Origin of the sequence: Umboniibacter marinipuniceus (genome assembly GCF_003688415.1) — a bacterium.
GTDB classification, from domain to species: Bacteria; Pseudomonadota; Gammaproteobacteria; order Pseudomonadales; family DSM-25080; genus Umboniibacter; species Umboniibacter marinipuniceus.
Window position 1 is genome coordinate 207,117 of sequence record NZ_REFJ01000003.1, and the last position, 13,759, is coordinate 220,875.

11 protein-coding genes and 5 tRNA genes are annotated in these 13,759 nt (G+C 49.2%); all 16 read right to left on the reverse strand.

Annotated elements, in window-relative coordinates; genetic code table 11:
- Positions 1-114: 114 nt before the first annotated feature.
- A complete protein-coding gene (gene pnp, locus DFR27_RS07155) occupies positions 115-2,238 on the reverse strand; it encodes a polyribonucleotide nucleotidyltransferase (RefSeq protein ID WP_121876772.1) in 2,124 nt (707 codons plus the stop codon).
- 60 nt (positions 2,239-2,298) lie between these two features.
- Complete coding sequence (gene rpsO / locus DFR27_RS07160) at positions 2,299-2,568, reverse strand: 30S ribosomal protein S15 (RefSeq protein WP_121876773.1); 270 nt, start codon at positions 2,566-2,568, stop codon at positions 2,299-2,301.
- A 95-nt stretch (positions 2,569-2,663) separates the two neighbouring features.
- A complete protein-coding gene (gene truB, locus DFR27_RS07165) occupies positions 2,664-3,608 on the reverse strand; it encodes a tRNA pseudouridine(55) synthase TruB (RefSeq protein ID WP_121876774.1) in 945 nt (314 codons plus the stop codon).
- A 3-nt stretch (positions 3,609-3,611) separates the two neighbouring features.
- On the reverse strand, positions 3,612-3,989 hold the full coding sequence (gene rbfA, locus DFR27_RS07170; RefSeq protein WP_121876775.1) for a 30S ribosome-binding factor RbfA: 378 nt from the start codon (positions 3,987-3,989) through the stop codon (positions 3,612-3,614).
- Positions 3,990-4,000: 11 nt separating this feature from the next.
- Positions 4,001-6,514 (reverse strand): translation initiation factor IF-2, encoded by a 2,514-nt coding sequence (infB, locus tag DFR27_RS07175; protein ID WP_121876776.1) that lies wholly within the window; start codon positions 6,512-6,514, stop codon positions 4,001-4,003.
- 42 nt (positions 6,515-6,556) lie between these two features.
- The gene (gene nusA, locus DFR27_RS07180; protein WP_121876777.1) at positions 6,557-8,038 is read right to left on the reverse strand and encodes a transcription termination factor NusA; all 1,482 of its coding nucleotides are present in this window, start codon (positions 8,036-8,038) and stop codon (positions 6,557-6,559) included.
- 31 nt (positions 8,039-8,069) lie between these two features.
- Positions 8,070-8,537: a ribosome maturation factor RimP gene (rimP, locus tag DFR27_RS07185; RefSeq protein ID WP_121876987.1), complete on the reverse strand. Its 468-nt coding sequence runs from the start codon at positions 8,535-8,537 to the stop codon at positions 8,070-8,072.
- 486 nt (positions 8,538-9,023) lie between these two features.
- A tRNA-Met gene (locus DFR27_RS07190) sits at positions 9,024-9,100 on the reverse strand.
- A 390-nt stretch (positions 9,101-9,490) separates the two neighbouring features.
- Positions 9,491-9,567 (reverse strand) — tRNA-Met (locus DFR27_RS07195).
- Between the two features lie 255 nt (positions 9,568-9,822).
- Positions 9,823-9,899, reverse strand: a tRNA-Met gene (locus DFR27_RS07205).
- A 326-nt stretch (positions 9,900-10,225) separates the two neighbouring features.
- Positions 10,226-10,302, reverse strand: a tRNA-Met gene (locus DFR27_RS07210).
- A gap of 19 nt (positions 10,303-10,321) precedes the next feature.
- Positions 10,322-10,407 (reverse strand) — tRNA-Leu (locus DFR27_RS07215).
- 10 nt (positions 10,408-10,417) lie between these two features.
- The gene (gene secG, locus DFR27_RS07220; RefSeq protein ID WP_121876779.1) at positions 10,418-10,765 is read right to left on the reverse strand and encodes a preprotein translocase subunit SecG; all 348 of its coding nucleotides are present in this window, start codon (positions 10,763-10,765) and stop codon (positions 10,418-10,420) included.
- Positions 10,766-11,509 (reverse strand): triose-phosphate isomerase, encoded by a 744-nt coding sequence (gene tpiA / locus DFR27_RS07225; protein WP_170150811.1) that lies wholly within the window; start codon positions 11,507-11,509, stop codon positions 10,766-10,768.
- An 89-nt stretch (positions 11,510-11,598) separates the two neighbouring features.
- Complete coding sequence (glmM, locus tag DFR27_RS07230) at positions 11,599-12,945, reverse strand: phosphoglucosamine mutase (RefSeq protein WP_121876781.1); 1,347 nt, start codon at positions 12,943-12,945, stop codon at positions 11,599-11,601.
- A 26-nt stretch (positions 12,946-12,971) separates the two neighbouring features.
- On the reverse strand, positions 12,972-13,757 hold the full coding sequence (folP, locus tag DFR27_RS07235; protein WP_121876988.1) for a dihydropteroate synthase: 786 nt from the start codon (positions 13,755-13,757) through the stop codon (positions 12,972-12,974).
- Between the last annotated feature and the right edge of the window lie 2 nt (positions 13,758-13,759).

The window sequence follows — 13,759 nt, forward strand, 5'->3', positions numbered from 1 at the left end:
AGAGAGCGCTCTGCGAGCATGACGACACCGGTTTAGTAGCGGCGCGGTCATGCTCAAGTTGCAGACATAAAAAAACGAGGCCATTGGCCTCGTTTTTTTGATCGCTAATTGAGCTTAGTCTTCACTAGACTCAGAATCAGCTTCTGGAGCAGGTGCTTCAATAGTCTCTTTGATAGACAGCTTGACGCGACCGCGTTGGTCAACATCAAGTACTTTCACCTTAACTACGTCACCTTCATTGAGGTAATCACCCACTGCGTTAACACGCTCGTGAGCAATCTGAGAGATGTGTACTAGACCATCTTTACCCGGAAGGAAGTTAACAAAAGCACCGAAGTCTACGATCTTCTGAACCGTACCTTCGTATGTAGCACCAATCTCAGCTTCAGCCGTAATGCCTTCGATCATGTTGACAGCGGCACGTAGATCTTCGCCATTAGCTGCGTAGATTCTGATAGTACCATCATCTTCAATATCGACGTCTGCGCCAGTTTGCTCAGTAATAGAACGGATCGTTGCACCGCCCTTACCAATCACGTCACGAATCTTGTCGGTGTGAACCTTCAAGGTGTGGAAACGTGGAGCCGTTTCGGCAACATCAGAGCGAGACGCTGCGAGCACCGAATTCATCTCTTCAAGGATGTGCAAACGCGCGTCCTTTGCTTGAGATAGCGCGGTATCCATGATTGATTCGTTAATACCCTCAATCTTGATATCCATCTGCAATGCAGTAATACCCTGCTCTGTACCAGCTACCTTAAAGTCCATATCACCAAGATGATCTTCATCACCAAGGATATCAGTTAGGACGGCAACTTCTTCGCCGTCTTTCACAAGACCCATCGCAATACCTGCTACCGGTGCCTTCAGCGGAACACCTGCGTCCATCATTGCGAGTGAAGTACCACATACTGACGCCATTGAAGACGAACCATTTGACTCGGTGATCTCAGAAACCACACGAATGGTGTATGGGAATTCTTCAATGTTTGGCATAACCGCAGCAACACCACGGCGAGCAAGACGACCATGACCGATTTCACGACGACCGACACCACCCATACGACCCGCTTCACCTACTGAGTAAGGAGGGAAGTTGTAGTGCAGCATGAAGTAGTCACGGAAGCTACCAGTTAGTGCATCAACAATTTGAGAATCACGAAGTGAACCCAAAGTTGCTACCACGATAGCCTGTGTTTCACCGCGAGTGAACACTGACGAACCGTGTACATTTGGCATTACGGCCACTTCGCTCTTAAGTGCCCGAACGGTAGTAGTATCACGACCATCAATGCGCGGCTCACCAGCAAGAATACGACGACGGACGATACGCTTCTCTAGCTTACCGAAGTAAGATGAGACTTCGGCTGCATCGTAATCCGACGCGTCAGTTGCCAAGGTAGCAATCGCTTCATCACGAAGGGTTGAAAGTGTACCTGAGCGCTCTTGCTTAACCGTAATCTGGTAAGCGGCTGCAACTTTCTCACCGAAAGCGAGATCTAGAGCCGCAACTAGCGGTTCGTTAACTGCTGCGGCCTGCCAATCCCAAGTTGGCTTAGCCGTTTCGCTAGCCAATTCGTTGATTGCGCTGATCACTGTCTGCATTTCCTGGTGACCGTAAAGCACCGCACCAAGCATGATGTCTTCAGGAAGCTCATTAGCCTCCGACTCAACCATTAGCACTGCATCCTTGGTACCGGCAACAACCATGTCAAGTTCAGAAGCTGGTAGCTCACTGATAGTAGGATTTAATAGGTAGCCTTCGCTCTCTGAATAACCAACACGTGCACAACCAATTGGGCCAGCGAATGGAATACCAGAGATAGCCAATGCAGCAGAAGTACCAATCATTGCCGCGACATCTGAGTCAACTTCTTTACCCGCTGACATCACAGTACAGACAACCTGCACTTCATTCATAAAGCCATTCGGAAATAGCGGGCGAATTGGACGATCAATCAAACGTGATGTCAGGGTTTCTTTCTCTGACGGACGACCTTCACGCTTAAGGAAGCCACCTGGGATTTTACCTGCGGCATAGGTTTTCTCGATGTAATGAACGGATAGAGGGAAAAAGCTCTGGCCCTCTTTGGCGTTCTTATCACCAACGACCGTACATAAAACAACCGTGTCATCCATCGATACTAAAACGGCACCATCAGCTTGACGAGCCAAACGGCCGGTTTCAAGCGTTACTTGGTGTTTACCGTATTGAAACTGTTTAATTACAGGATTCACATTATTTTCCTTTATCTGTAAAACAACAACGGGCGCTAGGCGCCCGAGGTTGTAAGTGACTTAGCGACGTAAACCTAGACGCTTAATCAAGTCGGCGTAGCGAGCAACATTTTTACCCTTAAGGTAATCAAGCAACTTACGACGCTGATTTACCATACGGATAAGACCACGACGGCTGTGGTGATCTTGCTTGTTGCCTTTAAAGTGGCCCTGAAGCTTGTTGATGTTATGCGTCAACAAAGCTACCTGAACTTCTGGTGAACCAGTATCGCCTTCGCCCTGAGCGTAATCGGCTACGATAGCCGCTTTTTCTTGTGCACTTAGTGCCATGAGTCATACTCCTCTCATAATATGCCGTAAAATCAAGCCTGACCGCGCATATTTACAGACAGGTTCGTCCCTTTCGGGAAAGTCGCATTACTGCGTTATTCAGCCACTAGGCGCCTTGGCGCCAACAGGCCATCTTCGTTAACTTCACCAATACCCATGAAGTTACCAGATTCATCTGCAATTCTAACCCAATCTCCCGCATCTGCGATACGTAAAATTGCATTATCTTGCACGGGCTGACCCTGACGAAGATAATAAGCTGCTGCTTCATTCAACACAACTTTAGGTAGGTGGTCCACTGCAGCTTCAATTGGAATCAACAAATGATCCAAAACTTCTGCGCGGTTCTCACCTCTCATTTCCGAGAGTTGATCTAATGTGTGCGCATCATCTTCGTGGAACGGGCCCGCTTGAATACGATGTAGAGCGGTAACGTGTGCACCACAGCCAATCGCTTCACCAATATCTTCAACCAAGGTACGAATATAAGTTCCCTTGGAACAATGAACATTGATCACTGCCTCCGGGTATTCGCCTGGAGTAAATGATTTCAGCTCAATATGGAACAAGGTAATATCGCGAGCTTCACGCTCGACAGTCTTACCTTCACGCGCTAGCTTGTAGAGCGGTACGCCATTGTGCTTAAGCGCTGAATACATTGACGGAACCTGCTTCTGCTCGCCCTCGAAGCGCTTTAGTACTTCAACGACATCCGCTTCAGTAAGCTCCGGTGCTGGTGTGTGATCACGCTCTTCGCCCTCAACGTCACCGGTATCGGTGCGAACACCGAATTTAATACTAGCGTTGTACTCTTTATCAGCGTCCAGTAGAAACTGAGTAAATTTAGTGCCTTCGCCAAAACAAATTGGCAATACGCCAGTTGCCTTCGGATCCAAGCTTCCTGTGTGACCAGCCTTTGCGGCGAATAGAATTCGCTTCGCACGCTGCAGTGCATCATTGGAAGAATCACCAATACCTTTATTTAATACCAAGATCCCATCTAAACGACGGCCAAATGGTCTTCTACGCCTTCTTGCCACGAATTACTCCTCGTCGTCGCGGCGGTCATCTGACACCGCGCGATCAATCAATCCTGAAAGGTATGACCCCTGTGAGACACTCTTGTCATATAAGAACTTAATCTTTGGGGTTGTACGCATTCTATGTGTTTTACTTAAGAGCGAGCGGAGGTAGCCAGCTGCACCGTTAAGCACTTTGACACCTTCAGCTATTGCCTCTTCGCCTTCAACCCCCATAAAGGTGACAAACACCTTTGCGTAACTTAAATCGCGAGTCACTTCGACGTCAGTAATACTTACCATACCAACTCGTGGATCACGCATTTCACGCTGGATCAAAAGCGACAATTCCTTCTTCAAGAAATCGCCGACTCGATCTGTTCTTGCAAACTCTTTAGCCATAAAACCTTTCTTTAAAGACTACGTTGAATTTCGAGGACTTCAAATACTTCGATTTGGTCACCGACTTTTACATCATAGTTCTTAACGCCGATTCCGCACTCCATTCCGTTACGAACTTCCTGAGCGTCATCTTTGAAACGACGAAGCGATTCCAATTCACCCTCGAAGATCACCACGCTATCACGAAGAACGCGAATTGGCTTAGCACGATAAACTGTGCCTTCTGTCACCATACAACCAGCAACCTGGCCGAACTTCGGCGAACGGAATACTTCACGTACATCTGCGATACCAACGATATTCTCGCGAAGCTCAGGCGCCAACATACCCGTTAACGCAGCCTTAAGATCATCAAGAAGATTGTAGATAACACTGTAGTAACGAATCTCAATAGACTCAGCCTCAGCAGTACGACGCGCGGTGGCGTCAGCACGAACGTTAAAGCCGAGCATAATCGCTCCCGATGTCACCGCTAGGTTAACGTCAGTCTCGGTAAGACCGCCCACACCACTGGAGACAACCTGAACCTGAACTTCGTCATTACCAAGGTCTGCAAGCGCCGCCAAGATCGCTTCAAGCGAGCCACGAACGTCTGCTTTAACAACCACCGACAAGGTCTTCTTATCGCCTTCTTCCATGTTAGTAAACATGTTTTCAAGCTTCGCTGCTTGCTGGCGAGCCAGTTTATCGTGACGATCGCGGTCATGACGAGACTGAGCCACTTCACGAGCACGACGCTCGTTAGGCACAACTAAGAACTCATCACCTGCGGCTGGAGTGCCATCAAGCCCTAGAATTTCTACCGGAATAGACGGACCAGCCTTAGCAACGGTTTCACCGTTCTCATCCAACATCGCACGAACTCGTCCGTACTGATGACCTGCAAGAACGATATCCCCCTTTTCAAGCGTACCCGCCTGAACAAGGACGGTTGATACCGAACCGCGCCCCTTATCTAGGCGAGATTCAATCACCACGCCACGTGCTGAACCAGAATGGACTGCCTTCAACTCAAGAACTTCTGCCTGAAGCAAGATGGCTTCAAGTAGCTCATCGATACCTTGACCAGTATGAGCAGAGACTTCAACGAACTGAGTATCACCGCCCCAATCTTCTGGAATAACTTCCTTTGCCGCTAACTCGTTCTTAACACGGTCTGGATCGGCACTTTCTTTATCCATTTTGTTAACCGCAACGATAAGTGGTACGCCGGCTGCCTTGGCGTGTTGAACCGCCTCTTCAGTCTGGGGCATTACACCATCGTCAGCTGCTACCGCCAAGATGACGATATCAGTAGCCTGTGCACCACGGGCTCGCATTGCCGTAAATGCAGCGTGTCCTGGGGTATCCAGGAATGAAATCATTCCGTGACCAGTATCAACGTGGTAGGCACCAATATGCTGGGTAATACCACCTGCCTCGCCCGTGGTCACATGCGTTTTACGGATGTAATCAAGGAGTGAAGTCTTACCATGGTCAACGTGACCCATGACGGTTACAACTGGCGCGCGAGTTAATTCCTCACCGTCGGTTTGAACAAAGTCCTCAACCAAGCTTTCTTCCATTTGGTTTGAAGAAACAGTCTTTACCGTGTGACCCATTTCTTCAACCACTAGGGTTGCAGTGTCCTGGTCTAGCGCCTGGTTAATGGTAGCCATTGAGCCCAACGACATCAGTGTCTTAATCACTTCACCCGCTTTAACGGCCATAGCTTGAGCCAGTTCACCAACCGTAATGGTCTCTGGAACTTCTACTTCACGAACAATCTTCTCTGTCGGCTTTTGGAAGCCATGTTGATTATCAGCACGTGCTCCGCCGCGGGCGTTCGATTTCGCCTTAAGCTTCTTGCGGCCACCGCGGCGATCGAAGTTTTCACCACGACCAAGCGGCTTCTTTTTACCCTTTGGCTTTTCAGCTTCGCGCTCACGACGCTGTGGCTGTGCTTTCTTGGCTTCAGCTTCCTTCAAGGCAGCTTCTGCCGCAGCACGAGCTTGAACTTCCGCTGCTTTACGCTCTTCTTCAAGACGCGCAGCCTCGGCAGCCGCCGCCTTTTCAGCTTCCGCATTCTCAACGTTCGCTTGAGCCGCTTTCGCTTCTGCCGCTTTCGCCTCTGCCGCTGCAGCTTCCTCAGCCGCTTTAGCCGCAGCTGCCGCTTCTGCTGCTTCCTTAGCTTGTGCTTCTGCCGCTGCTTTTTCAGCGGCTGCCGCTTCAGCTTCGTCCGCCGCAATTTCTTCTGGACTGCGCTTTACAAAAGTGCGTTTCTTACGAACTTCGACGGCTACAGTTTTGCGTCCACCTGCTTTTAACGTGGTGGTAGTTTTACGCTTTAAGGTAATCTTCTTCGGCGCATCCGTTGATTCACCATGAGACGCCTTTAGGTGATTCAAAAGGGTCTGCTTCTCTTCAGCGGAGACCAAACTGTCGCCTTTGCGCGTTTTCAACCCTGCATCCTTCATTTGTTCAATGAGTTTGCTTTGAGTTGTACCAATTTGTTCTGCTAAATCTTTAACTGTTACATCAGCCATGTAATTTCTCCCCGTGTTTCGTATTCGCGACGCTCTTTGGTATTACTCGAACCAAGGCGCACGGGCTGTCATGATAAGTGCGGCTGCGCGCTCCTCATCGAGTTCGTCAATGTCACTAATGTCATCAACGGCTTGCTCTGCTAGATCGTCCATAGTGATGATGCCGCGGCTCGCTAGTACGAACGCTAAATGACGGTCCATGCCATCCATCTCTAACAGATCTTTTGCTGGTTCGGCTTTCTCAAGACGCTCTTCAGAAGCAAGCTCTAATGTTAGCAATGCATCTTTAGCACGGGTGCGAAGCTCGGTAACCATCTCTTCGTCAAAACCTTCGATAGACAGCATTTCTTCCATCGGCACGTAGGCAATTTCGTCCAAACTAGTGAATCCTTCGTCAGCCAATACTTCCGCCAACGATTCATCAACATCTAAATGCTCAATAAAGAGATTAACGAATTGACCCACTTCTGCTTGCTGGCGTTCAGCAAAGTCCTCAACAGATAGAACGTTAATACGCCATCCAGTCAATTCACTCGCTAATCGAACGTTCTGACCCGAACGACCAATGGCCTGAGCCAGGTTCTCGGCATCCACCGCTACGTCCATTGAATGCGCATCTTCATCAACGACAATTGACTCAACTTCCGCTGGAGCCATTGCGTTGATCACGAGCTGAGCTGGGTTATCGTCCCAAAGGATGATATCTACACGCTCGTTCTGAAGCTCACCAGATACCGCCTGAACGCGCGACCCGCGCATACCAACACAAGCACCTACTGGGTCAATACGACCATCGTTAGTCTTAACCGCAATCTTAGCGCGTGAACCTGCGTCTCGAGCTGCTCCACGAATCTCGATAACCTGTTCAGAGATTTCCGGAACCTCGATCTTAAACAACTCGATCAACATTTCATTCGACGCACGGCTAAGGATAAGCTGTGGGCCTTTGCCATCGTCGCGAACTTCCTGGAGTACAGCGCGGACACGATCATTCATGCGGAATATTTCACGAGGGATTAAGTTCTCGCGAGGTAAAATAGCCTCGGCATTAGCACCCAAATCAACCTTGATCCACTCACGGTTAACGGTCTTAACCGAGCCACTTAACACTTCACCAATTCTCAGGCGATACGCATCAGCAATTTGCTGACGCTCAGCTTCACGAACCTTTTGCACGATAACTTGCTTTGCAGTTTGCGCAGCAATACGGCCAAAGTTGATATTCTCGACCTGCTCTTCATGGAAGTCGCCAATCTTGAGCTCTGGGTTTACTTCCGCTGCTTCTTCAGTGGTTAGCTGAGTACCTAGAATTGCTAGGACATCATCGGCGACCACTTCCCAACGACGAAACGACTCATAGTCACCTGACTCACGGTCAATCACTACTCGAATGTCTGATTCTTCTTCGTAACGCTTTTTTGTAGCTGTCGCAAGCGCGGTCTCAATAGCTTCGAAAATAAGCGACTGAGGTACACCCTTCTCATTTGATACAGCTTCCGCAACTAACAGAATTTCTTTATTCATATTCGCGCCCTTAAAAACGATAATCTAAAAATTAATTATTAAAAGTAGGAATGACCTTAGCCTTTTCGATCGATTCAATTGGGAAGACTAATTCTTCCCCATCTACGTGAAGTACAACCTCATCGCCTTCGATACCGACAATTATTCCTTGATACTTACGTCGACCTTCAAAGGCCATACGCAGCTGTAGTTTAATCTTTTCGCCAACACTACCTTGGTAGTGCGATAACTTAACTAACGGGCGATCCAAACCAGGCGATGACACCTCGAGCGTGTACTCACCGCTTATTGGATCTTCAACATCCATCACCGAAGAGACCTGACGGCTTACGCGCTCACAATCCTCTAAGCTCACCCCAACCTCAGGACGATCAATATAGAGGCGAAGCGTGACGTCCTTGCCCTTTGATAAATACTCCAACGTCCAAAGTTCGCAGCCAAGGGCTTCCACTACTGGTGCCAGCAAAGCCTCTAACTTATCCGCTTTTGTTCCTGCCATTATAAACCTCAAAATTAACCAAAAAATGGGATCTAAACCCATCCCTACTCAAACTTCTTTGTAACGTCCAAGTAGCAAAAAGCCCCTAAAAAGGGGCCATCGTAGGGTGATCAACGTTAGCCTTTGTGCGCACACAATTGGCATAAGCTTCACCTAACTGTCATCTCTTAAAACTCAAGAGATCAATGCGCTTTCATACGAAAGGCTAAGGTCATCGTCCTTCGATCCTCTAGAAACCAATCTAAAGGTGACCTTACTTAAAAACATCTACCATCTTAAAATTGGTAGCGGGAGCTGGCTTATCACCATCGACCTTCAGCGGCTGCGCCGGTTGAAAGCTGAGCCCGACCGGGCACTCTATCTAAACAACTACCATCTTAAAATTGGTAGCGGGAGCTGGTTTATCACCATCGACCTTCAGCGGCTGCGCCGGTTGAAAGCTGAGCCCGACCGGGCACTCTATCTAAAAAACTACCATCTTAAAATTGGTAGCGGGAGCTGGATTCGAACCAACGACCTTCGGGTTATGAGCCCGACGAGCTACCAGACTGCTCCATCCCGCATCAAACTGGTGCAAATTATAAGCGATTAGCTCCACTAGTCAACCCAGAGGAACCCCTAACACACCTATAACGCTAATCAAAACGACGTTTAGTCCCTACATTGACTCAAGCTCTAAGAAACATGCCAATGTATAACTAAGTGAGGCATCGACTCACATTCACTTCGTGAGCCGAGAAACGAACCACCAATAGTAGCAGGAGCTGGCTTATCACCATCGACCTTCAGCGGCTGCGCCGGTTGAAAGCTGAGCCCGACCGGGCACTCTATCTAAAACCACCATCTTAAAATTGGTAGCAGGAGCTGGCTTATCACCATCGACCTTCAGCGGCTGCGCCGGTTGAAAGCTGAGCCCGACCAGGCACTCTATCTAAAAACTACCATCTTAAAATTGGTAGCGGGAGCTGGATTCGAACCAACGACCTTCGGGTTATGAGCCCGACGAGCTACCAGACTGCTCCATCCCGCATCAAAAACATTAATCCTTTCGGACTTTCACAACGAACCTCAACCGAGGTTAAATTCTTCATTGATAGCTGGCTTAACACCATCGACCTTCAGCGGCTGCGCCGATTGAAAGCTGAGCCCGACCGGGCACTCTATCTAAAACTACCATCTTAAAATTGGTAGCGGGAGCTGGCTTAACACCATCGACCTTCAGCGGCTGCGCCGATTGAAAGCTGAGCCCGACCGGGCACTCTATCTAAAACTACCATCTTAAAATTGGTAGCGGGAGCTGGATTCGAACCAACGACCTTCGGGTTATGAGCCCGACGAGCTACCAGACTGCTCCATCCCGCATCAAAAACATTAATCCTTTCGGATTTTAGAACCAACACCTTAAACTAAGGCAGGATCTTACTTCTTCTTCCGCACGCTCAAACCAAGCTACTAACACAGCCTTCAACAAGAAAGGAAGAGAGAAATTAACACTAAGAACTGGCTTATCACCACCGACCTTCAGCGGCTGCGCCGGTTGAAAGCTGAGCCCGACCGGGCACTCTATCTAAAACTACCGTCTTAAAATTGGTAGCGGGAGCTGGATTATCACCATCGACCTTCAGCGGCTGCGCCGATTGAAAGCTGAGCCCGACCGGGCACTCTATCTAAAACTACCATCTTAAAATTGGTAGCGGGAGCTGGATTCGAACCAACGACCTTCGGGTTATGAGCCCGACGAGCTACCAGACTGCTCCATCCCGCATCAAACTGGTTTTTTTATATGGTGCCGAAGGCGGGACTTGAACCCGCACGAGCATAGCTCACTACCCCCTCAAGATAGCGTGTCTACCAATTCCACCACTTCGGCTAATTTACTACTACTGAGGGACCTCTGGCGCTTCATCTTCCGACGAATCATCAGCCATTACCGGCACATCAGTGTCAGCGCTCGGAACTTCCTGAATTTCAGGAACCACTGAGTTCTGAACTTGACTCTTCTCCTTTGCGATATAAGCCAACGAAAGACTTACCGCAAAGAAAACGAATGCTAAAATTGTTGTAGTACGCGTCAGGAAGTTACCTGAACCCGAACTACCAAATACTGTCTGTGATGCACCAGCGCCAAATGAAGCACCTGCATCCGCACCACGACCTTGCTGAAGCATAATTAAAGCGACAAGCGCTACAATTACAACAACAAAAACTATGATTAACACTTGTTCCATTTAGCTTAACGCCTCAATAATCTGCATAAATGATGTGGGTTTCAGCGATGCTCCGCCAACCAAACCACCATCAATATCAGGCTGAGCAAACAGCTCCGCCGCACTTTGTTCATTAACGCTGCCACCGTACAAGATGGACAGACTCTGCGCCGCTACCGAACCAAAAAAATCACCGGCAAACTGACGTATAAACTGATGTATCTCTTGCGCTACCTCTGGGGTAGCTGTCAATCCGGTACCAATAGCCCAAACAGGCTCGTACGCTACCACCACCTTTGACAACTGACTCACTTCCAAACGACTGAACACTGCGCTTAACTGAGCACCAATAACTTCCTTCGCCTGACCAGTTTCGTACTCTACCTGAGATTCGCCGCAGCATATTACAGGAATTATCTCGTGAGACAATAGGCCTTTCACCTTATCGGCAACTTTTTCATTTGTTTCCTGAAAAAATTGACGACGCTCGGAGTGCCCTACCAAGCAAAAGCTTACACCCAAGTCACTCAGCATTGCTGCCGAGACCTCTCCAGTGAATGCTCCCTGGTCGAATTCACTCACGTTTTGAGCGCCAACCATAAGACCTTCACACTTGCCACTCATATAATCCAAGTAACCAAGCGTTGGAGAAACACCTACTCTGACACCCGCTTTAGCGGTATGTTTGAAGACCTCCAACCAATCGTCAATATCCTTACGCTGGTTGTTAAGCTTCCAATTTCCAAGTACGTAGTTAACTCTCATAACCATCCATCTCCGATGAATCAGTCAGTGGCGCGAATCTTATAACAGCGCACCAGGACTGACAAGAATTTTTTAAACTTTTCAACAACTTAGCTCAGGGATGCGCGAACAACATCAGCCAAGACCTCTACGTGCTCGTCTACCAAATCCTGGGTCTCAGCTTCCACCATCACACGAATAAGCGGTTCAGTGCCGGAGGGACGCAACAAAACCCTCCCACGCTCACCTAAGGCCGCCTCGCTTGCGGATACAGCATCCCAAATCGACTTCGTGGAATCCAACGCTGCAATTCGCTCCACCGAGACGTTAATCATTCTCTGGGGATAACGAGTCATACCAGCTTTTGCATCGGCGAGGGTCATCTCCAGCGAGCGAATCGCAACTAAAACCTGAAGCGCAGCAACGAGGCCATCGCCAGTACTTTGCACATTAGAGCAAATGATATGCCCCGATGACTCACCGCCAATAGGCCAGTTATTTGCCTTCATTGCCTCGATGACATAGCGGTCGCCAACTTTGGTACGAACAAAGCCCATTCCCATCTTCTTAACCGCAATTTCTAGCCCCATATTCGACATCAGCGTACCCACGACACCGTCACAGGCTAATCCACGCTCGTAATTGTAGCGCGCCAATAAGTAGAGAATGTCATCACCATCAAGTAGCTCGCCATGCTGATCAACCATAACCAATCTATCTGCATCACCATCAAGCGCAATCCCGAGATCGGCAGATTCCTCAATCACCTTAGCGCGAATTGCCTCAGGTGAGGTTGACCCAACAGCCTCATTGATATTACGACCATCAGGCTTCGCACCAATGGTAATCACTTCCGCTCCCAACTCTAGCAGCACCTTCGGCGCGACCTGATAGGCCGCTCCGTGGGCACAGTCGACAACAATCTTCATTCCTTGCAAGGAGAAGTTTCTTGGGGCGGTAAACTTCGCAAACTCAACGTAGCGACCACCCGCATCGGTGACATGCGAGGCCCTACCAAGGTCTGCAGAGTCAACAACTGTCATCTCCTCATCAATCATCCGCTCGATGGCAGACTCAACCTCATCGGGGAGTTTCTGACCAACACTGGAGAAGAATTTAATACCGTTGTCATAGTGTGGGTTATGGGAGGCACTAATTACGATACCAGCCATGGCATTAAAGGTCTCTGTAAGGTAGGCAATCGCCGGCGTAGGCATAGGCCCAAGTAGACCGACATCAACCCCCGCCGCGATCAAACCTGATTCAAGTGCCGACTCAAACATATAGCCCGACGAGCGTGTGTCCTTGCCAATCAAAATGAGGGGACGGCGATCACCGCGCTGCTGCATAAAAACCTTTCCTGCAGCCCAGCCTAACTTCATGACAAATTCAGGAGTAATTGGGAATTGGCCGACGCGACCACGAACACCATCGGTGCCAAAGTACTTTCGAGACATATAAAACTTACCCTATTTCTATTTTTTTATTGATCGAGCGCGAGGAATGTTGCAATAGCGTCGCGGGTCGATTTGACGTCATGAACCCGAAGAATTCGTGCGCCATTTTGCAAAGCATGATAGCCGAATAGCGCACTACCGACCACCCTTTCATTGACTTCTCTAGCCGTCACATCACCGATCATCCGTTTTTTTGAAACACCGATTAACAGTGGTGCATGATCAGCTAGTCCCGACAAGCCCCTCATCAGGGCGAGGTTATGCTCAAGCGTTTTACCAAAACCAAAACCCGGATCTAACCAAACCCGATCCTCGGCGACACCCGCTCGTGACGCTTCAGCTCTTCGCTGGAGCAGAAAGTCAACTACTTCCGCGCAGACGTCATGGTAGCTTGGGGCGATCTGCATGGTATTGGGCGTACCTTGCATATGCATCACGCAAATTGGGAGTCTCGTCTCAGCCGCCGTTGCAAGCGCACCCTCTCGAGTAAATGCACGTACGTCGTTCAACATATCAGCCCCCAAGCATGCTCCTTCCCTCATCACCGAAGGGGTGCTAGTGTCGATACTGACGGCAACATCAAAATTCGCCTTAATTACCTCTACGGCTGGAAGCACGCGATCCAACTCAGCTTGCTCCGTGACGGCCGCAGCTCCTGGACGCGTTGACTCTCCACCGACATCTATAATGTTAGCGCCTTCAGCGACTAGCCTCGCTACGGTATCAACAATCAGACCGCCATCAAGCGCGGAACCACTGTAAAGCGCGCCGCCGTCAGAGAAGGAGTCTGGCGTTACGTTGAGAATCGCCATGA